The sequence below is a fragment of the Halorubrum orientale genome (assembly GCF_059623105.1).
Map to the genome: position 1 here is coordinate 306,736 of NZ_JBSPSR010000001.1, position 20,093 is coordinate 326,828.

The 20,093-nt window shown below is 60.3% G+C and carries 25 protein-coding genes; 16 read left to right on the forward strand and 9 right to left on the reverse strand.

The features are described 5' to 3' along the window. Positions 1-15: 15 nt before the first annotated feature. Positions 16-360 carry a thioredoxin gene (gene trxA / locus ACWUI7_RS01550; protein ID WP_496640398.1) on the reverse strand — a complete coding sequence of 115 codons (345 nt, stop codon included), beginning with the start codon at positions 358-360 and terminating at the stop codon, positions 16-18. Positions 361-586: 226 nt separating this feature from the next. Between trxA and ACWUI7_RS01555 the strand changes: the two genes are divergently transcribed. Continuing rightward, on the forward strand, positions 587-811 hold the full coding sequence (locus ACWUI7_RS01555; protein WP_496640400.1) for a hypothetical protein: 225 nt from the start codon (positions 587-589) through the stop codon (positions 809-811). A gap of 102 nt (positions 812-913) precedes the next feature. On the opposite strand, the gene ACWUI7_RS01560 is transcribed toward ACWUI7_RS01555, so the two are convergent. Continuing rightward, positions 914-1,312, reverse strand: a complete 399-nt coding sequence (locus ACWUI7_RS01560) for a helix-turn-helix domain-containing protein (protein ID WP_496640402.1) — start codon at positions 1,310-1,312, stop codon at positions 914-916. A 148-nt stretch (positions 1,313-1,460) separates the two neighbouring features. Between ACWUI7_RS01560 and ACWUI7_RS01565 the strand changes: the two genes are divergently transcribed. Further along, positions 1,461-1,616: a hypothetical protein gene (locus ACWUI7_RS01565; protein WP_496640403.1), complete on the forward strand. Its 156-nt coding sequence runs from the start codon at positions 1,461-1,463 to the stop codon at positions 1,614-1,616. Positions 1,617-1,619: 3 nt separating this feature from the next. Here the strand turns inward: ACWUI7_RS01565 and ACWUI7_RS01570 are convergent, their stop codons facing one another. The 3 genes from ACWUI7_RS01570 to ACWUI7_RS01580 are packed head-to-tail and all read right to left on the reverse strand — an operon-like array spanning position 1,620 to position 4,269. Beyond that, the gene (locus ACWUI7_RS01570; protein ID WP_496640404.1) at positions 1,620-2,432 is read right to left on the reverse strand and encodes an ABC transporter ATP-binding protein; all 813 of its coding nucleotides are present in this window, start codon (positions 2,430-2,432) and stop codon (positions 1,620-1,622) included. Beyond that, a complete protein-coding gene (locus tag ACWUI7_RS01575; protein ID WP_496640406.1) occupies positions 2,420-3,247 on the reverse strand; it encodes an ABC transporter permease in 828 nt (275 codons plus the stop codon). The genes ACWUI7_RS01570 and ACWUI7_RS01575 overlap by 13 nt, the downstream gene beginning before the upstream one ends. Next, entirely contained in the window at positions 3,247-4,269 is a 1,023-nt protein-coding gene (locus ACWUI7_RS01580) for an ABC transporter substrate-binding protein (RefSeq protein ID WP_496640407.1), read from the reverse strand. The genes ACWUI7_RS01575 and ACWUI7_RS01580 overlap by 1 nt, the downstream gene beginning before the upstream one ends. Positions 4,270-4,537: 268 nt before the next feature. Between ACWUI7_RS01580 and ACWUI7_RS01585 the strand changes: the two genes are divergently transcribed. The 5 genes from ACWUI7_RS01585 (at position 4,538) to ACWUI7_RS01605 (ending at position 9,383) form a co-directional block, all read left to right on the forward strand. After that, positions 4,538-5,449, forward strand: coding sequence for a 1,4-dihydroxy-2-naphthoyl-CoA synthase (locus ACWUI7_RS01585; protein WP_496640408.1), 912 nt, complete (start codon positions 4,538-4,540; stop codon positions 5,447-5,449). Between the two features lie 451 nt (positions 5,450-5,900). Next, entirely contained in the window at positions 5,901-6,107 is a 207-nt protein-coding gene (locus ACWUI7_RS01590) for a cold-shock protein (protein ID WP_004595330.1), read from the forward strand. Between the two features lie 288 nt (positions 6,108-6,395). Then, positions 6,396-6,536, forward strand: coding sequence for a hypothetical protein (locus tag ACWUI7_RS01595; RefSeq protein ID WP_496640409.1), 141 nt, complete (start codon positions 6,396-6,398; stop codon positions 6,534-6,536). Further along, positions 6,529-7,113 carry a hypothetical protein gene (locus tag ACWUI7_RS01600; protein WP_496640410.1) on the forward strand — a complete coding sequence of 195 codons (585 nt, stop codon included), beginning with the start codon at positions 6,529-6,531 and terminating at the stop codon, positions 7,111-7,113. Before ACWUI7_RS01595 ends, ACWUI7_RS01600 begins: the two co-directional genes overlap by 8 nt. Before the next feature lie 164 nt (positions 7,114-7,277). Then, complete coding sequence (locus tag ACWUI7_RS01605; protein ID WP_496640411.1) at positions 7,278-9,383, forward strand: minichromosome maintenance protein MCM; 2,106 nt, start codon at positions 7,278-7,280, stop codon at positions 9,381-9,383. Between the two features lie 123 nt (positions 9,384-9,506). On the opposite strand, the gene ACWUI7_RS01610 is transcribed toward ACWUI7_RS01605, so the two are convergent. From ACWUI7_RS01610 to ACWUI7_RS01620, 3 genes are all read right to left on the reverse strand, one after another. Beyond that, the gene (locus tag ACWUI7_RS01610) at positions 9,507-10,064 is read right to left on the reverse strand and encodes a PIN domain-containing protein (RefSeq protein WP_496640412.1); all 558 of its coding nucleotides are present in this window, start codon (positions 10,062-10,064) and stop codon (positions 9,507-9,509) included. A gap of 14 nt (positions 10,065-10,078) precedes the next feature. Beyond that, positions 10,079-10,702 carry a transcriptional regulator gene (locus ACWUI7_RS01615; protein WP_496640413.1) on the reverse strand — a complete coding sequence of 208 codons (624 nt, stop codon included), beginning with the start codon at positions 10,700-10,702 and terminating at the stop codon, positions 10,079-10,081. 99 nt (positions 10,703-10,801) lie between these two features. Then, positions 10,802-11,014: a winged helix-turn-helix transcriptional regulator gene (locus ACWUI7_RS01620; RefSeq protein ID WP_496640414.1), complete on the reverse strand. Its 213-nt coding sequence runs from the start codon at positions 11,012-11,014 to the stop codon at positions 10,802-10,804. 313 nt (positions 11,015-11,327) lie between these two features. Here ACWUI7_RS01620 and ACWUI7_RS01625 point away from each other — a divergent pair, with 313 nt between their 5' ends. The 9 genes from ACWUI7_RS01625 (at position 11,328) to ACWUI7_RS01665 (ending at position 19,236) form a co-directional block, all read left to right on the forward strand. Beyond that, entirely contained in the window at positions 11,328-11,504 is a 177-nt protein-coding gene (locus ACWUI7_RS01625; protein WP_496640416.1) for a hypothetical protein, read from the forward strand. Then, positions 11,501-11,710 (forward strand): hypothetical protein, encoded by a 210-nt coding sequence (locus ACWUI7_RS01630; protein ID WP_496640417.1) that lies wholly within the window; start codon positions 11,501-11,503, stop codon positions 11,708-11,710. Before ACWUI7_RS01625 ends, ACWUI7_RS01630 begins: the two co-directional genes overlap by 4 nt. Continuing rightward, positions 11,703-12,227, forward strand: coding sequence for a 3'-5' exonuclease (locus ACWUI7_RS01635; RefSeq protein ID WP_496640418.1), 525 nt, complete (start codon positions 11,703-11,705; stop codon positions 12,225-12,227). Before ACWUI7_RS01630 ends, ACWUI7_RS01635 begins: the two co-directional genes overlap by 8 nt. Then, positions 12,220-12,462 (forward strand): hypothetical protein, encoded by a 243-nt coding sequence (locus ACWUI7_RS01640; protein ID WP_496640419.1) that lies wholly within the window; start codon positions 12,220-12,222, stop codon positions 12,460-12,462. Before ACWUI7_RS01635 ends, ACWUI7_RS01640 begins: the two co-directional genes overlap by 8 nt. Beyond that, the gene (locus ACWUI7_RS01645; protein WP_496640420.1) at positions 12,455-12,730 is read left to right on the forward strand and encodes a DUF7563 family protein; all 276 of its coding nucleotides are present in this window, start codon (positions 12,455-12,457) and stop codon (positions 12,728-12,730) included. Before ACWUI7_RS01640 ends, ACWUI7_RS01645 begins: the two co-directional genes overlap by 8 nt. A gap of 133 nt (positions 12,731-12,863) precedes the next feature. Beyond that, the gene (locus tag ACWUI7_RS01650; RefSeq protein WP_496640421.1) at positions 12,864-13,412 is read left to right on the forward strand and encodes a hypothetical protein; all 549 of its coding nucleotides are present in this window, start codon (positions 12,864-12,866) and stop codon (positions 13,410-13,412) included. Positions 13,413-13,789: 377 nt separating this feature from the next. After that, entirely contained in the window at positions 13,790-13,975 is a 186-nt protein-coding gene (locus tag ACWUI7_RS01655) for a hypothetical protein (protein WP_496640422.1), read from the forward strand. Positions 13,976-14,088: 113 nt separating this feature from the next. Beyond that, positions 14,089-18,423, forward strand: a complete 4,335-nt coding sequence (locus tag ACWUI7_RS01660; RefSeq protein ID WP_496640423.1) for a beta strand repeat-containing protein — start codon at positions 14,089-14,091, stop codon at positions 18,421-18,423. 225 nt (positions 18,424-18,648) lie between these two features. After that, positions 18,649-19,236: a tyrosine-type recombinase/integrase gene (locus ACWUI7_RS01665; RefSeq protein WP_496640425.1), complete on the forward strand. Its 588-nt coding sequence runs from the start codon at positions 18,649-18,651 to the stop codon at positions 19,234-19,236. A gap of 465 nt (positions 19,237-19,701) precedes the next feature. On the opposite strand, the gene ACWUI7_RS01670 is transcribed toward ACWUI7_RS01665, so the two are convergent. Further along, positions 19,702-20,076: a DUF7718 family protein gene (locus ACWUI7_RS01670; protein ID WP_496640426.1), complete on the reverse strand. Its 375-nt coding sequence runs from the start codon at positions 20,074-20,076 to the stop codon at positions 19,702-19,704. Positions 20,077-20,093 lie beyond the last annotated feature (17 nt).

A 20,093-nucleotide genomic window follows, 5' to 3' on the forward strand; every position in this document is an offset into this window, starting at 1 on the left:
CGATCGCCACGGCCATCAGTTGAGTCGGCTCGTGACGGCCTCTCGGAGCGCGTCCTCGGTCTGTGCACCGACCATCTGATCGGCCATCTCGCCGCCCTCGAACACGAGGAGCGTCGGGATACCTTGGACACCGTACTCGGCGGCGAGTCCCTGGAACTGGTCGACGTCGACCTTGAGTACTGCGGTGTCGGTGTCGGATGCGAGCGACTCGACTGCTGGCTCCATCATCCGGCACGGACCACACCAGTCGGCGTAGAAGTCGACGAGGACGACGTCGTATTCGGCTACGTGCTCGTCGAAGGCGGCTTTTTCCTTGAGGCTGATCGGCTCACCGGGTGCGGGTTCGCTGGCTTGTGTCATCACCTGCCAGTATGCGGCCCGCCGTCATAACGGTTTTGGAATATTAGTACAATACTACCGATTAATCGATGGGATCCGAGCATCGGTAGAGTCTGTGGGATCTCCGGGCCGAATCGTCGTTGGCTCGTTCTCCCGGGCCAGCACACACGCCGCCGTCTTGTGTACCGTTTTAGCCTCTTGGGAATCCTCACGCTGGTATTTACCGTAGATGTCCGTATACTCGTATATGAGCCACTCAACGCAGTCTTCACGCATCAGCCTTGATGCGGCGTTCAAAGCGTTCGGCGCGGTGACGATCCTCATCGGTGTCGTCCTCACCGTCGGCGTCATCGTCGTGACCAACCCGTTTGCCGACTACATCACGGCGACGCCGGCGGTGGCGGGCAGTCTTTTGTTCACTGGTCTGCTCGCGGCAGTCGGTTACGCGGCGTACGCGCTCCGCCGCGGATAATACCGAATACCTCGATTCGCTGAATGAACGAACAAAAACCCGTGCCGACCTCGTCTCCACCGTAGTGTCAGTCAGTCACCGCTGTGCTCGACGCTTGTGTGCTCAGTTTGACGCCGTAATCGACCCGGCGTCTTGATACTTGTCTTCGAACTCTTGGATAAGCTGGCCCATCTTCGCGTACCAGTCGTTCAACATCCGCTGCATCTCTCCTGAGATCTTCGCTGGGTCGGTGGGCTGGTACACGTGATAGTACCCGCCCTGGTCGTAGTTGATCTGCTCTTTGTTGATGAACCCGGTCTGGAGCAACCGTTGTACCGCCCGGTACGCAGTCGATCGCTCACGGTCGACCGCCTCGGCGATCTCGTCTACCGTCAGTGGATCTTCACTCTCGACAAGTACCCTGAAACACGCCTTATCGAGTGGTTTGAGCCCGTGGAAGCACTCCAGTAGTCCCTCACACTCCATGTCGCTTCGGAGCTGTTCGGCCAACGAGTCTGGCATAGTATTGTATTCGACTTCGCTCCTAGTGGGTAAAAGGCTTGTGTAGGATGTGTACAATTCTGTGTAGACCTTCCGCTGTACCAACACGTAAGGCAGCTGGGTATCCCAGCCACAGGATTCAGGAACGTGGCACGATGACCCGCAGTCGATGTCCGACGATGAGCAGTCGCCAGCAGTCGCACAGTTTCTCGACCGGGCAGACGCGGCCTTCGAGGAATACGATCAGGGGTACGCAGACGCCGACGCAACGATCGCCGTCTTGCGGCGGCACGTCGACCAACTGCGGGCGTTCGACCCTGAGTGACGCTTACGGCGCCGCGCCGATCATTTCCCGCACACGGGCGACGTGGTCGCCGAACGCTGGGTCGTCGCGTTCACGCGGCCGGTCAACGTCCACGTCGACGATCGACTTGACGCGACCGGGGTCGGCTGCCATCACCACGATGCGGTCAGCAAGCGTCACGGCCTCGGCAACATCGTGGGTGACAAAGCACACGGTCTTGCCCGTCGACGCCCACACCTCAAGTAGTTCGCGCTGGAGCATCTCTCTGGTCTGGGCGTCTACCGCACCGAACGGCTCGTCCATCAAGAGGAGCGCGGGGTCAACTGCGAGTGCCCGCGCGATAGCGACGCGCTGTTTCATTCCTCCGGAGAGCGACTTCGGGTAGGCGTCGCGGAACTCAGAGAGGCCGACGAGCGCGAGCATCTCGTCGACTCGACGGTCACGGTCGGCCGCGGGGTACCCGCTGCGCTCCAGTCCGAATCCGACGTTCTCTTCCACGGTGAGCCACGGAAACAAGTGGTACTCTTGAAACACCACTCCCATGTCGGTCGTCGGCCCAGTCACGGGGGTCCCACCGAGACGGACTGTGCCGTCTGTCGCCTCGGTGAGCCCAGCGACGACCCGAAACAATGTCGTCTTTCCACAACCGGATGGGCCGACGAGACAGACGAACTCTCCGCTGTCGACCGCGAACGAAACGTCCTCAAGCGCGCGGACTGGGTCGCTCTCGCCCGAATATGTTTTTCCGACGCCGTCGACGACAACCTCTGAAGTGGCGTGTGCATCCGTTTCCGGCTCATCGCGATCAGTCACGGGCAAATCGTTCACGCCCGCCACACTAACACCCGCCGTTGGACCGCGCGGAACGCCACGTCGACGACGAGATACAGCAGGCTCAACACGAGAATGTACGCGATCACCTTGTCGACGAGGAGGTTGTTGCTCGCTCTAAGTATCTCCCGGCCGATCCCCGGAACGCCGAATATCTCGGCGGCAACGACCAGCATCCAACACCGGCCCAGTCCGGTTCGGATACCGGTCGTGATCTCTGGGAGTGCTGCCGGAATCACGATCGACCGAATCATGTCGAGGTCGCTGTGCACCCCGAGCGTTCGACCGACGTCGAGCAGCTCCTCAGAGACACCTTCGACGGCGCCAAACGCCGCATAAAAGTTGATCCAGAACGCCCCGACCGCGATGATGAATGCGGCTCCGGCGTCGTTGATGCCGAACCACGCGATTGCGAAGCCAATGAGCGCGAGCGGCGGCACCGGTCTGAGCACGCGCACGAGTGGCGCGGTCACATCGTCGAGCGCGTCGCTCCACCCGAGGGCGACTCCGGCGCCCACGCCGAGAGCCGTCCCGACGACGGTGCCGGGAATCCAGTGGCGAACACTCGAGGTGAGCGCGTCAAGCATTGTCCCCGACGCTGCCTCCTCAACGAACCGAACGCCAACGGCTGCTGGCGACGGGAGGACGTACGCCGGCTGTGTGAGCGACGCGAGGTGCCAGAGCGCGAGGAACGCGAGAAGTCCACTGGCCCCGCGTATCAGCCGGCGCGGGTCGTCGATACCAACTCCGCCGAGGAGCTGCCCGTCGCTCACGTCATCGTCGGTGTTTCCGTCGAACCGCTCGCGGGTGTCGGTCGCCATCACAGCGAGTCGTAAACGGTGTGATCGAAGATCGTCTCGTTCGAGAGTGCTTCCTCTATCTGGCCGTTTGCGGCCGCGAACTCGGCGAACACCGGAGTCGCCTCTGTGATCGTCTCGGGGTCGGTGACGAAGTTCGACAGCGGCGAGTCGAGTGCCTCTCGAGCTCTGTCGGCCGGCATCCCGATTCCTGCCTCGACGTGCTCTGCGGTTGTGTCGGGGTTCGCGTCGATGAATTCGGTGGCACGTACGTGCGCTTCAAGGAACGCACCCGCGATCGGGCTCTCACGCACCGCGTCGCTCATCAACGTGACCGCGGCCGGCTGTCCGGGGAGGACGTCTGCTGCCGTCCGGAGCATCGTCACCGACGAGTCTTCTTCGGCAGCTATCGTCGGGACAGGCTCCATGATCGAGGTGCCGTCTATCTCGTCGTTCGCGATCGCCTGCCACACGGCGCTTGCACCGTTGATCTCGACGATCTCGACGGCGTCGGTCGCTTCGGGGTCGACCCCGACGTCCGTGAGCCAGTATCGGAGCAGCACGTCCGGGACGCTCCCCTGTGGGAACGTCCCGAAACGGAACGGCCGACCGCGCTCGGCCGCCCACGTCTCGAAGGCTGTCGCCCCCTCTGATTCGAAGATAGGGTGGAACGACGACTCGGCCATGATCCCCATCGGCTCGCGGATGTTTGCGGCGGTGACCTTCGCCGAGATGCCGCGGTCGATGGCGATCATCGCCGGTACGATGCCGAACATCGCGACGTCGATGTCGCCACCACCGAGCGCCTGGACGATCGACGGCCCGTCGGTGAACTCCCGGCCCGTGATCGTCGCGTCGATCTCCTCAAGGTACCCCTCCTGTTCCATCACGTACCACTGAAGATCGGGGTAGATCGGCATGTGTGCGACAGTCAATTCGTCGAGTCCGCCGCCCCCGCCGAGGCAGCCGGCGAGGCCAAGCGTCGCCGCACCGCCCCCGGCCGCGAGGACGGCCCGCCGCGACGCCAGCGGTGATCGGTGTGTCATACAAACGGTACGGGATCCGGGAGCAATATCTTCGCGTCACCAGCAACGACCAGTCGTACCGATGACGGCGCGCTGTGGCGGGATCCGGCGATAATCGCCGCGAGACGACTGAACGGCTCGAAACCGGTACAGACTGGCGTCACTGGTGTGTGCAATATTTGCCAGCAGTGTAGCGCTGCGTTCAGCCCCATCCGTCGCCCGGTTCGACCCTTGGTCGGTCAATCCCTGACCCGCGGCCGTTTATACCGCTCGCGGCCGACGCTCGCGTATGGTCTCGGAGATATTCGATGCGTCGGCGTGGGAGTCCGTCACCGACGAGTTCGACGATGTGACGTACCACCGCGCCGTCGACGTGCCGGCGGTTCGGATCGCGTTCGATCGGCCGGACGTGCGGAACGCGTTTCGACCGGGGACGGTCGACGAACTCTACGCTGCGCTCGACCACGCCCGTAAGCAGGCCGACGTGGGCTGTGTCCTACTCACTGGCAACGGCCCCGCCGCGTCGGACGGCGGCTGGGCGTTCAGCGCCGGGGGCGACCAGTCGGTGCGCGGGGAGTCGGGATACGAGTACCGCGAGGGCGACGATGCCGATGTGTCGGACGACCCGCTGGTCCGTGAGGCGCGTGCCGGGCGCCTCCACATCCTCGAAGTACAGCGGCTGATCCGGTTCATGCCAAAGCCGGTCGTTGCCGTCGTCCCCGGGTGGGCAGTCGGCGGCGGGCACTCACTACACGTCGTCTGTGACCTCACACTTGCGAGCGAGGAGCATGCGAAGTTCCTGCAGACCGACCCGGATGTCGCCTCCTTCGATGGCGGGTTCGGCTCCGCGTATCTCGCAAAACAAATCGGCCAGAAGCGGGCCCGCGAGGTGTTCTTCCGCGGAAAGACGTACTCGGCCACCGAGGCGGCCGACATGGGTATGGTAAACGAAGTCGTCGCCCACGACGACCTCGAAACGGTCGCACTCGAGTGGGCCGACGAAATGACGCGTAAGTCGCCCACCGCCATGCGGATGTTGAAGTACGCGTTCAACCTCGCAGACGACGGGTTGGTCGGCCAGCAGGTGTTCGCCGGCGAGGCGACCCGTCTAGCATACATGACTGACGAGGCACAGGAGGGCCGAGACGCCTTCCTCGAGGGGCGGGACCCACAATTCCGCGACTACCCCTGGCACTACTGACCCCGCCGACCTCTCGCGGGTGGCGCGCTCCACGGCTCGCGCCCGCGGCGCGACCGGGAGCGCGAGGGAGGCTGTGGCGACCCGCCGGACTGCCAGCGGGTCGCCGCAGCCGAGGCTGGGGAGGATTGAGGTGCGGTCATAGTGTGTCCGGCGACTCCGTTTGCTGTCCCTGTCCGGCGACTCCGTCTGCTGTCCCTGTCTGGTGACTCCGTCTGCTGTCCCTGTCTGGTGACTCCGTTTGCCGTCTCCCTCCATCCGCTAAGCGCATCACTGCCAATCGTTTCTCCGTAGATACGGTCTGTAGCAGCTGACAGCACGCAATTCAGGGTTCCCCAACAATCTGAACCATGGGTGTGTCATATCGCCCGTCTCACCGGTGTGATGAATCAAGGGTCGTGGTACCGCGACTCTCGGAAGGTATATCCCTCCACGGGGGCCAGATCTATTTGCAATGGCAAACGGAAAGGTTGATTTCTTCAACGACACTGGCGGCTACGGTTTCATTTCGACTGACGACGGCGATCTCGACGACGACGAAGACGTGTTCTTCCACATGGAGGACGTTGGCGGTCCGGATCTCGAAGAAGGTCAGGAGGTCGAATTCGATATCGAATCATCCCCGAAGGGACCCCGCGCGACGAACCTCGTCCGCAACTAACGACTACTTCCGGCTGTCGTTTGTAGCGACGGGCGGCACCTAGTTCGTTCATACTATCTCACCGCGTAGCTACCTCTCTTTGTCTGTGAACCACCGAGTACTGACGCGTACAGCACGGCCGCTGTCTGTCAGTTGCTTCAGACTCCAGCTCAGTCATCTCTGCGGGCACTTGCAGCCCGCGAGAACACTCGCCGCTAGATACCCCCACGGCTCGCGATGATACTCGTCACAGAATAGTCCCGGGCGGATTGACGCAGATCCTACCGTAATCCGGGCTGAGGTGGCCGCATGAGCGTCGTCTCGAGCGGGCCGTTCTGTACGGCGCTCAGCTGTCGCAGTGCCGCGGTCATCATCGTCCAGACGCCGGCGGGACCACGGCCCGTCTGTCGTGTGTGTGCGGTCGACCAGGAGGTGCTCGAAGATGTCTGAGTGCGACTTGGAGGAAGTTGAGCGCCTGCGGAACCGGCTCAACCGGCTCGAAGACTGGAAAGACCACGTGCTTGAGTCGAAACTCGACGAGAAAGACCGACAGATTGCCGCACTCGAGACGACGGTCGCACACCACGACCAACAGATCACTGCGCTTGAGACCGAGCTCGAGGCGATACTCGGCGTGGATGACGAGCAGGACTCCACGCCTGACGGTCGTGAACGCGATCTCCGCGGCGCGATGATCCGATCCCTCAGGAACTCGGGGAGCGACCGTGCCGGCCTCACGTGGTGGTGGAAAGACGTCCGTGACCATCTCTCGACGCTTGGTCACGACGGCTTCTCGAAGCCAACCTACTACGCCGCCATGGACGATGCCGCTGCGAGTGACGGCTTCGACACGACCGAGAAGGTCGTCGTCGAGAACGACCGGACGAAGACGGTGAAAGCGATTCGGCTGCGCGTAACCGACTTACCGGGTGAACTGCCGCGTAACCAACTTACTACGCAAAATCACGCTCCGGCCGGTCACGCCGGGGTCGAACCACCTGCTGAGACGGCTCCAACCGACGACTAAGACACGATACCACTCATGAAACCGACACGTACGCAGTGCGACCAGCAACGGGTGTGTCGTAGAGAGTGCCGTCTCGGTGCTCCTCGAGGGGGGGTTACGGACGGCCCCCTGGCGTTAGTTTGCGTAGTAAGTTGGTTACGCAAATCTGAGCGGGGGCGATTGCGATGACCGCGAGTGGCGGCAGCGATCTCGTCGATCGGTTCCAGACGTTCTACTCGCGCTACTACGACGACCGTGACGGCGGCCGGAATCGGATCGTCGAACTCGCCCAAGCGTATCCCAAAGAACAGAAGTCACTCGTCATCGACTACGACGACCTGTATCGGTTCGACCGTGAGCTCGCCGACGACTGGATCGCGGATCCAGACCAACTACGTGAGTATGCTGAAGACGCGCTCGCGAGATACGACCTGCCGGCCGACCTGAACCTCCGCGGGGCGAACGTCCGACTCGGCGGCCTTGAGGACGTCGTCGAGCCCTACTGTATCGACGTGGGCGACTACGTCGTCGACAGCGATGCGCCACACGCCGACGTCGACGAGCTGCGCGTCATCCAGGGCCAGGTGTCGAAGGTCGCCCAAGCGAAGGGCCGCTTCACCGAGATCACCTTCGAGTGTCAGCGCTGCGGGACCATGACGCACATTCCCCAGATTGACGACAGCGTCCAAGAGCCACACGAGTGTCAGGGCTGTGAACGCCAGGGTCCGTTTCGCGTCAACCAGAGCCAGTCGAAAAGCGAGGACTACCAGCTGATCCGTGTGCAACGTCCGCCCGAGCAGTCTCGGGGTGGCCAACAGCCAGATACGATCGACATCACGCTGACCGATGATCTCACGAACACCGTCTCACCGGGCGACCGGGTCGACGTCGCCGCCCACCTCGAGCGTGACATCAACGACGACGACGGCACCTTCGAGATCGCGGGCGCGGCCCAGAACGTTGAACACCGCGACACCGACTTCGAAGACGTCGCCTACGCCGAGTACGAAGCCGAAATCGAGGCGATCGCCGCGAACAACCCCCATCAGCAGATCGTCGACTCGATCATGCCGACGCACATGGGCGATGCACACATCAAAGAGGCGATCGCCTTACAGATGTTCGGCGGCGTCGAGAAAGAACTCGCCGACGGGTCGCGGAAACGCGGCCAGTCACACTTGTTACTGGTGGGCGACCCCGGCACCGATAAGTCGGGTCTGCTTGAGTATGCGACGACGCTCGCCCCGCGCTCGGTGTACACGAGCGGGAAGAACGCGAGCTCGGCTGGGCTGACGTGTGCGGCCACCCAGACCGACTTTGGTGACGGTGGGTGGACGCTCGAGGCGGGCGCACTCGTCGAAGCCCACCGCGGGCTGTGTGCGATCGACGAGTTCGATAAGATGCCCGAAGAAGAGCGTGAGGGTGTCCACGAAGCACTCGCGAACGGCACGATCTCGCCGTCGAAAGCGGGGATCACGAACGTGACGCTGCCCGCGAAGACGACCGTCATCGCGGCCGCGAACCCGAAGTACGGCCGTTTTGACCCATACGAGCCCGTCGGCGAGCAACTCGAGATCGGGCCGACGCTGATCAGCCGCTTCGATCTGATCTTCACGCTCGAGGACACGCCCGACACCGACCGGGACAGCCGCCTGGCCGACCACCTGAACGAACACGCTCGGCTTGGCTCGCTCGCCACCGCCGGTCGCGACCACGAGATCGACGCCGACAGCGACGTCGCACCGGCGATCGACGAAGAACTCATGCGTGCGTACGTCGCCTACGCCAAAGAACACGTTCACCCTGTGCTTTCGGACGCGGCTGGCGAGCGCATCAAAGAGTTCTACCTAAGCATTCGGTCGAAGGGTGTCGACGAGGACACACCGGTACCGATCACACCGCGAAAGATCGAAGCACTCCACCGGCTGTCGGAAGCGGCCGCTCGGATCCGGCTGTCCGAGACTGTCGAGCCGCGTGACGTCGACCGGGCGATCGAGTTGCTGAATCGCAGCCTCCAAGACGTCGGTATCGACCCCGAGAGCGGGGAGTTCGACGCCGACGTCGTCGAGACCGGCACCTCGAAGACACAGCGTGACCGCATCAAGACGGTCAAAGCGATCATCTCGGAGATCGAGCTCGAACACGCCGAAGGCGCACCGCTTGAGGAGGTCATCGACACGCTCACCGACGGGCACGACATCCCGACGACCAAGATCGACGCCGAGATCGAGACGTTGCGTGAGAAAGGTGAGATCTACGAACCGACACAGGGCCACCTCCGGGTGAGCTAACCAAGCGCGTAGAGGCCGCGATGGACACGCTCAACGTAGCCGTCTGCGCGTAATGCGGCCAGTCGCTCACGGCAGATTTCGTGACTGTCTGCGCTAATACTGGTCTGACCACCGGGATATTCGCTATCCACTCCAGGTAAGCTGATCAACAGTTGGAAACTCATGCTTTGCTGTTTGGGGTGGGTTGTAGTATCTTGACTTGATCTCGTAGTACCCGAATTCAGGAGGGATACGAGCGCATGCCTTTGCCAAATTATCATCGGCTGTATGTGTAATTACGCGAATTCGAGCATTCGTATCAAATAATCGAACTGCTAACGCGACCAGGGTTGCATCCGTCCAGTTATTTGTCTCCGGATACTTGCTCTGCTGATTGAGAAACTCGTCTGTAACGATCCGTGCTTTCTCGACCGGTCCAGCAGTCCTTTCCAATTCCTCTGTACGGTCACCTAGTAGCGGTGTGGCCACCCGAATCCATCCTTCTTCGACAGCTCTATCGAGATATGGGTTCGTCGGTGAATTAGCACTCCCGGTATCCGACAGCTCGTGATAGACCGCTGCTGGCACCCAAACTTCTGTGCCAGCTTTCTTGACGGCACGCTTGAGCGATCGAAGATGTGGGCTGGGGTGTTTTCCTAGGTTCCGAAACATCACTGTGTCCGCAATATTCGCAGTGTACATTCTCGATGCTCAGGCTACTCCTGAGCGTACTCCTCGAGAAGATTGGCTTCGTCCTCATCAAAATCATCTGGTGTGTACGTCGTCGGGTTCGACTCGTCCTCACCGAGATCAAGAATCGAATAGAGCGCTTCGATGAGGTCATACGTAGTCCCAGGTGAAAGGTGAGTCAAGCCTGCGATCTGCCGGATCGTGACCTCTCCTTCACTGTGTGCCTTCACGAGATCGTACACGAGTGCGAACGTGACGATGCCGTGAGCTTCAAGCACTCGCTCGACTGCTGGATACTCGTTTTTGTGTGCGATTACTTCGACCAGCTCGGGCGTGATCGAGACTTCCGTCTCGCGGACCGTCACTGTGAGTTCGAACTCTTCAGCAGTGTATACGTTGGTTCCGCCATCGTCACCGACCTTGCTGATCAGGCCCGCCTGTTCCAACTTGTGCAGATAGTCGTATACCGTCTTTTTTGAGACGGCTATTGAGTCAACGAGTTCGGGACCTGTGGCAGTCGCTGAGCCTCTCATTGATATATAGAGTTTAGCCAGAGACGGGTTCTCAAGTAATTCTGCGAATGTGGGGATTCCGATGCTCACTCCCGGCGTGTCACCCGCGTTTCGTACGTGTTCTGTATCGTAGCTCATCTTGTATAGAGTTACGAAACTAAAAACTATAAACGTTTGCCGTAGCAGTGAGTTGTCATGGGCTGTGCCCTGCTCGATCGCAGTGGCCCTCTTCCACCGCTAAGCGAGCGCGTACAGCCCGCGATGGACGCGCTCGACGTACTCGTCTGCGCGTAACGCGGCCAGCCGCTCGCGGCAGTATTCTGCGGTCAGCCCGGTCTGGGCGGCGAGATACGAGGGCGTACACCGGCCCTGCGCGAGCGTCCAGAGAATCGCCCGCTCGGCGGCGGTAAACGCGGTCGGCGTCGCGACGACTGCGTGAGATGTATCCATCGCCCGGCCGTATCCGTCCGGCTGGATTGGTTCTTACGACGTGTAGGCTCGCCAGTTTGCGTAACCCAACTTACGCAACGGGCGTATTAAGCGTCGTTACCCCGCATTATCGCGGTAGAGCACCGCCATCCGCCGTATTCCCCCCAGAACCCACGCCACGGGCGAAGTCCCCTCTGGTCTCAGACCGCTGACTCGGATATTGGTGTAGCGTACGCTTGGTATGGGCTGGCGACGCGGTGCTCACACTCACCGTGTGCCGTGACGGCACCGATCGAATCGGTCGGTGAGCGTTCCACCCCAGAGGTGGGTGACGATGATGACAGCTCACGACCACAACTGGTGGCCGGACGGGGCCGACGAGCGACGCGTCCGCCAGTGCACCTGCGAGACGTGTACGGCACTGATCGCCCGCCTCGAGGCGGTCGAAACGACCCAGCCGGTGACTAACGCCGGCGACACGGACCTGACGAGCTACGGAGCACACGCATGAGTAACACGACCGGCCAGAAGCACGCCTACCTCTTGTCGCTCACGCGAGCGCAACTCGAACAGCTCCAAACCGACGACATCGCCGTCGTCGATACGGACTCAGAGAGATTCGTATTCGTCCGAAAAGACCACGAGAGCGAGGCGATCGACCAGCTTCACGGAAACGACGTCGAGATCTCGATCCACGAGGTGACGAGCCGTGACTGACCGCGTGATGCTCGACATCGAGACGCTCGGGCTCGACCCCGGTGCGTCGATCGTCGCGATCGGTGCAGTGCGGTTTTCCGAGAGTGGCCTCGGGGACACGTTTCAGCGGTCGGTCTCATTGACGAGCTGTGAACGCGCAGGGCTATCTATCGACGCGGAGACGCTCGACTGGTGGCTCGGACAGAATGCGTCCGCACAAGCGCAACTGACGGGCGGCTCGCGTCTTGAGCTCGTGCTCGAAGCCTTCACCGAGTGGTACGGCGACGCCGATGAGGTCTGGGCGAACTCACCGTCGTTTGACTGTGAGATACTCGAACACGCCTACGACGCGGTCGGTCTTGACGCGCCGTGGGGATTCTATGCGGAACGCGACTTCCGGACGCTGAACGCACTCGAGATCGCACCTGATCTGGACCACAACGGGGTTGGGCATGATGCGCTTGACGACGCGGTCCACCAGGCCGAAATCGCGTCTGCGGCGCTTGACCACCAGCAGGCGGTGACGAGCCGTGAGTGACACCGGCCCAGTCACCCACACGGCAGCGACCACGGCGGCCGACGCGCCGACGGTACTCGACGTCGACCTCGAAGGCGACCGCGTGCTCGCCCGTGTCGATCAGGGCGACGTCTCGGTGCTGGTGGAAGCGCCAGCTGGCATCGCTGACGCCGAGCTCGAAGCCGTTCTCGAAGCGGTGCCGACACGCCTCGAGCGGACGGTGGCGCTGTTCGACGGGGGCCGGGGCGATGACTAACTGGCGACCAACCGATCACGACCGCGAGTGCCGTCACTGTGGTCGTCACGTCACGCGGACGTTCGCCCGCGTCCATGGTGATGATGACGACGTCGCACACCGCTGTCTCGGCTGTGATTGCTTCCGACGCATCTGCCGGGGGAGTGCGGCCGGACTCGAACTCGAGATGCCAGACCCACGGCGTGACGGACACGCGAATCGCAACCGTGGCCGTCGGGTGGCTGCACCGAACGCGACGACCGTGCTCGAGGCGACCGATGGCCGATAGAGCCGACGTGGGACTCTCGAAGCGTCGCTACTGGGACAAAAACGACACTCTCAGGCGCACATACGCGCGCGAGAGTACACAGCTGGGGTATATGGCCAGCATTCTTTTAGGTACCGCACGCTAATTCAGCCCAATGTCATATTCGCTGGTAACGGACGAAGAATTCTGTTGGGTGTTACAGTCCGTTGAGCCCACGCTCACCGCGGATCTCGCGGAGCATCTTCCGACCTCTGATAAGGCCGTGTACATGCGTCTGCGACGCTTCGACGGCTCATACGTCACACACACCGCTATCAATACGAAAACGTATGAGTGGAGCCTCACAGACGCGGGGCGTAAGTTCGTCGCGGATGCCGACCTCCCGCCGATCGAGAGCGTCGATCTCGACGAGTATTTCGCGGGTCGGACAACGAGTATCAACCCCAACACGATTCTCCACGAGATCGCGATTCAGGATGGCGAGTGGGTGTCATCAAGCGCGCTGTATGACGCCCTTCCATACGCAAAATCGACCATTCGTAAGCGGTTGCGTCGGTTCTACAACGAGGGCGTCGTTGACCGCGATGATAGCCAGAACACAAATCAATGGCGGCTCACCGATCGCGGGCGCACACAATTGGCCGAGGCTGACGAGCACGGCCCGCGGAGTGACTCCCAGCGTATCTTCGAAGAGCGACTGTGACTGCGGGGCGGACTGTCTCGCGCGCTCTAACACGGTTCGGTCCTTCTATGACCTAGGGTGTACACTTCTGCGCAGGTAGTTCTACGTGGGTGCGACGTGACCCCCATCGCGTGACTGGACGTTAGGCACCGACGATATGCGAGTGGCTCGTCGTACCCCGATCTGGTGGCATTGAACGGCCCCCTCAATCACCTATACCTTCGGTATCGGTCTCGTCACCACCTTCTACGCGTACATTTTCGTTCGATACGATGCCACTTTACCATCCGATAGCATTAACTATGTTCGCTTTGATCTTCGAATCGTAGCGGGCGTCAAAGCTACATTGAGCATGAAGTCACAGATGATGTCCAAATGATCGTGGTATGAGCAAGGCAATGACAGACGAGGATAGCAACGGGGCCGATGACGCCCCGACTGCACGAACAACAATCGAGGTTGACCGTCAGGTGTGGCGGCAGGTTCGTGCAGAGGCTGTGAGTGAAGGGAAAAACGTCTCCGAAAAGCTCGAAGAGATCCTTCGGGACCACGTCGAGCTTGACGATGACGATGACGATGCATAATCACAACATAATGGTAGACACCACATCCGGATCAGCCGGGTATACCGACGGAGGAATAGCATGACAGAGAACATATCATACGCGGGAGCGGCTCTCCCGCAGGAGGTGACAGCATGAGTAGTGGCTATCGCGAGAAAGGACGTGCGGTCGTCCTGGCCGCGCTGATGGTGCTGTCAGTCGTCGCGATGACGACGGCATTTGCCGGAGGTGCGGCGGCGGCAGTGTCCGGTGTAGGAACGCCTTCAGCGGATAATGTTGAAATCGGACAGTCGTCTACGACACAGACAGTATCATTCACTGTCACAGCCAGTGACACGAATGAAGGAACTATTACTGTTGATCCAGCAGTTCCATCGGGCGCATCAATAACTGATGCGAGCGCCGCAGCACAAACCGATGGAGGTGAAACGCTTTCGGTGACTACGAGCGCCTCGGTCACCGATACTGATAGTGACGGCACAAACGAAGTCACTGTCGGCGTCACGGATTCTAACACTGGTGACACCGATGACACGTTAGATGTCACCATCACCTACGATACGAGCGGACTGAGTAGTGAGGCGACTGGCCAGAGCTTAGAGGTGACTTCGGCTAATGGAGCTTCTCAGTCAACCACCTTTGACTACGTTGACACCACCAACCCGTCTGTCAGCAACGTCCAGATTACCGACGCGACTGACGGTGATTCAACAGTCGGAGAAGATGATGAAGTGACTGTGTCCGCGGATGTGACCGACGCTGGCTCTGGCGTTGATACCGTCACGACAGACGCGAGCGCATTCGGTGCACCTGGAACTGTCACTCTCTCGCTGGACCAAGGGACGACGTATACCGCCACATTCACTGTGGCCAGTGATAGTAGTCCTAGTGACGGAACCACACCCTCGTTGACTGTTACGGCTACTGATAATGCTGGTAATTCCAACACCGCCACCAGTGGAACGCCGCTAACTATTGATCTGGGCGATATCTCTGGGACTCTCACGAATCCTGCTGGTATTGCGCTTGATGGGTTTACCATCGATCTTGATAACGAGGACACCGGTAACGATGTCACTACGGCAACCACCGGTGGAAGTGGAGGCTATTCCTTCACTGCACTGGATGACGGAACGTACAACGTGTCTGTCTCCAGTGATGGTTACTCCGATTACCAGGTGGTGACGATCGACAACAGCGAAGCGCTCACGAACGTCGATCTCACCCTGGGTCCGGATATCACCGCGACGCCGGACGAAGTCATCACGCAGGATACTGTGACCGTCAACGGTGACCTCACGGTTCCGTCTGGGGAATCTGTTGAGTACACCGTTGTTACCCCTGGCACGGACCTCACCACGGTTGATCCGGGTAATGGTCCGACCTCATCGGACTTCTCCGTGATCCAGACGTTCGACGATGACGGCACTTGGTACCTCTTCGTCGAGGATACCGACAACACTGACCTCTACGGAGCGGCTTCGATCACGTCGCTCTACGACGCAAACATCACCGTTGACCCCGCCGAACCTGTCTCCGGTGATTCGGTGAACGTCAACGGCGAGTTGGTTGACGCAAACGGTGACGTGCCTACTTCGCAGGACCTCGATCTTGTCGATCCGTCTGGAACTGTCAATACTGAACCAGTTGCCACGACAAACAGCAATACTGGTGAGTTCGCGTTCTCGAAGATCCTGTACGACGCAGGTACGTGGAACCTCACTGACGCAGCCCAGAACGCGGTGTACCAGAGCATCAGTGTCGGATCCAACGACGCGAACGTCACGTTCGACGTGACCAGCGGTGACAACCTCGCTGACTTCCAGAGCACGTACCACGTCCGTGCGAAGCAGACTGACGGGACCGTGCTCCCGTGGGTCGACTCAACCGCTGACAACTACGTGAACGTTACTGGACCGTTCAGTAGCGTCAATATTAACAACGGTGACTACGACACTGACTTCACCGTAGTCGCTTACAAGCCCGTTGACGGTGCTGTGGTTACTTCCCCCACCGGTGATGGCACCGACCTCAACAGCGCCGGAGCAGTTGAGTACTTCCACATCGTGCCGGGCAATCTCGATTCGGACGGCGTGAACGAGGACATCAAGTTCACGGCAACTCCGTCTGAAGCCAACAGCATTACCGCGGAACTCGACAACAGCGATAGCGATGCATACGCTGGCGTTGAGCAGAACACTGGTTCGGACACTATTGACTCGCCCGCTGAGCCGGACTACGTCGGATCGGCCAGCGTTGACGTGGGCCAAGCAGAAGGGGTGAACGTCAACACTGATGCCGGTGCTGGCCTCGCGGTCGATGGGGACAGTTCGCTTGATGTGACCGTCATCGGTGCTGACTCCAACGCGCCTGACGGCGAAGGAAGTAGCAACTACCTGTCCAACGCGACGGTCGTCCTGAATGGTCCTGGTGTTACGGTTAACGGGACGATGGACAGCGGCTTCACCGCGAACACCGAAGACGGTGGTTCAGTCGCTGAAGCGACCGTCGGCGGAACCGACATCTTCCGGTTCAGTGGACTGGCCTTCGAAGAAGCAGGCACCGCAACCATCGAAATCGTTGCCAACAACGACACTGGCGAGCAGTACACCTACACGGAGAATTTCTCCGTTGCCGGTGACAACCTCGTCAGCGTCAGTCCGACGACCGTCGATTTCAACTCAAACAGCGATGTCACTGTCGAAGTGACTGATAGTGAAGGAGCGGCGGTCAACAACCGCATCGTCGTATTGAGCAACGGCGACTTCGATGTCAACACGACTAATGGCAATATCCAGACGGTACAGCGTATTGCCATTGACGCATCTGCTGGTGTTGTCTACGGAGACGATTCTGCAGGCGACAATGATGTCACTGACGGGTTCACGCTGAACGACCAATTCAGTGCGAACAACGGCATCTACACCGCCGAGAACGTTTCCTTCGAATCGACAGGAGAACTTAATGTCGATGTCTACCAAACGGATGGCACGCCAGCTGACATCTCCGACAACACTCAGACGATTGAGGTGTCGCCCATCACGGTTCAGGGCGTCGAATCCTACGATGTCCAGACGGACATCGCTCCGGTCCTGGCTGGTCAGACTGAGACCCACAACCTGACTATCACGCAGGATGGTGCAGAGGTCAACGGCACTGACCTTCAGGGTCTCACGATTACAGCCAAGCAGGACGGAACTGACGTTACTGAGTCTGGGCTGACCTACGAAGACTTCGACAATGACGGTACCGTCGAAACCGTCCAGGTCGATGTCCTTCCGGACCAGAGCGCGTCTGATGCGGTGAACATCTCGATCAACCCGAACGGCGCGCAGACTGGCTCCGCGGCCCTTGAAGTTGTCGAGCCGGAGATCACCACCACGCTCGGTGGTGACCTAACGTTCGGTCTCGTCTCTGAGATGAACGTTACTGTGGAGGACCCGCGTGACAACACTGGTATCGACAGTGCAGTTGTCGATATCAACGCTGTCAACGCGACCTTCCAGTCCGATACCGAGCTCAGTGATGACAGTGTCAACCTTGGAGGAACACTCGACTCCGATGTCACTGTCAACGCAAACGGGACGAAAGCAATCGCAGTCGTGCCTCTGGCAGAATCTGCTGGGGCTGCACCACAGACGCTGAACCTCTCGACGAGTCTTGAAGCCGGCAGTGGCACGTTCGGTGAAGTCGCTATCAATGCTGGCAACATTACTCTCGAGGGTGCTCCGGACAATCTCAGTCCAGAGACTACTGAGTCACTCGTTCTGAACGCGGTTGACGCCAACGGCGATCAGATCGACCTCATGGGCGTCGAGATCAGTGGTGCTGACCTCGACGGTAGCACGCGTACGAAGGTCACGGACGAAGGGTTCGTGAACTTCGATATTACGACGAGTGAATCCGGCACGATCACGTTCACTGCTGTGGAAACTGGATCTACCGACGTCGACTTGATCGACGACGGCGATAACGAGATCCAGATCGCCCAGACGAACGTGTTTGAGCAGGCTGCTCTCTCACTGAATGCGAGTGCAACCAGCGTTCAGCCGGGTGACGACGTTGAGTTCACGCTCGTGCGTGAAGACTTCAACCAGCAGACCACGGGTAACCTGACGATTACGAACGCGAGCGGCGATGTCGTCGACGAGGTCGCTATCGACCAGACGGCAACCGTTACGTTCGACGAAGCGGACACTTACACCGTGACTGCGGAGAAACCTGACCGCCCAGCGGTTGGCAAGGCCTTCGTTAACGACACAGTCACGGTGACCGTGGAAGTCGGAGAAGGTACCGACGAAGAGCTCGCTCGCTTCGACGGCGGTGACGGTATCATCGACCGTGACGAAGCAGTTGACGCTATCGTCGCGTACAACACTGGTGGGACGATTGGCGGCGAAGAAGTCACCCGGGACCAGGCGGTCCAGGTGATTATCGCCTACAATACCGGCCAGACCGTCGCAGCCTAACTACCGCACCGAGCGGCTCCGATTTTTCACTTTTTTCACCGCGAGAGCGACTGCATAGCCTCGCGCCTCCTCGAACTGCCCGCATTACACCCACCTGAGTCTGACCGAGAATCCCCACAGAGTCGGACACGACCACGCCGATCACCGCCGTGATCGACCCGGAATCACGCCCAAATCTCGCCGACACGCTACTTTTTTGACCGGGTGACGAGTCATCCGGACACGATGAACCTCCGACCGCACGATGACGGTGACGGCAAGAAGGTGTGGCTCTCCCGAGACGACGTCGACGCACTCGAGGACGCGGCGGCCGACACCGAACAACGGATCGCCTTCGAGCTCGGCGTGCGGTGCGGGCTCCGCTCGGCTGAGATCCTCGAGGTCGCACCCCAGGACATCGTCGAGACGGACGCCGGCTGGATGCTCCGAGTGCATCACGGAAAGGGCGACAAATATCGCGAGACACCGATCCCCGAGACACTCGCGATGCGTATCCAGACGGTCGGTGATGTTCGACCCGAACCGGCCGATGAACCCGTGCTCTCGATCTCGTCGACGCGGTCGCTCCGACGCTGGGTGCAAACCGCGCGCGAACAGCTCGCTGACGAGACGGGCGACGCCGGCTGGCACTCACTATCGACGCATGATCTCCGGCGGACGTGGGCGACCGCACTCGCCGACGTCGAAGTTGACCCGCTGCTGGTGCTCGACTGGGGTGGCTGGAGTGACCTCGAGACGTTTTTGGACCACTATCGGGGCAGTCACAGCCCCGCGGCCCAGCGCCGAGCGCGAGACAAAGTCGACTGGCTCTAGCTGATCAGCTCGAGGCGGACGGTATCAACACTCTCTCTTACAGAGGATCAAGGAGAAAACCCACGACGTTAATCGTTGGATGAACCCGATAATATTTAACAAATTATATCTTAGAAGTTACCGTGCGTAAAAAACTGGCAGTTGACTCGGTGTTTGCCACGGCGAGAGCCGAAACCAAACAAGTAAGCCGACCACGCCGACAGTCGGTAACCAATCAGGTAGCTCGAAGCCCCCCGCGGGTACGAGTAACGGCTTCGTGGCAGAGCCACTGGCTGACTGCCCAGAAACCGTAGATTCCCACCCATCCGAATCGACGGGAGCAACATAAGAACCTCGGGAAGCTCACGACTTCAGTCGTGGGAGGATGTCACGCGTCGGAGTCGTCGGTTTCCTGCTCCACCAGGTCGCGCACCCGGTCGAAGTGGCTGCTGATGCGCTCAGGCATCGACTCGTACTCTTCGTCGCTCACAGGTCGCTCCTGTCTTTCACTCCGTGCCATTTCTCAACCCTCTTGATGAATCGTTCGATGTTCTCGCGTAAATCTTCTTCGGCGTGATCGAAGGCCTCATTCGCCGGGATCGGCGGCGAGACATCTTTCGTGTCGTATTTCTCGCCGTCGCGGTACACGTCACGGTGCAACCCCTCTTCGGTCACGTCGTGGCCACCGGGGGCGTCTCGGTCGTGATCGTACCGAACCACTTCGCGCCAGTCGCCGTCGAGCCAGTGCTCCAACTGGATCATAAACCGCGTCACCTCGCCGCGCTCCGTGGAGAATGCCGTGCGCAGCTGCACGCGGTCGGCCAGTCGATCTGGTGGCGGCGTCACCTCGTAGTCCGTCATTCCTCGTCACACACGAC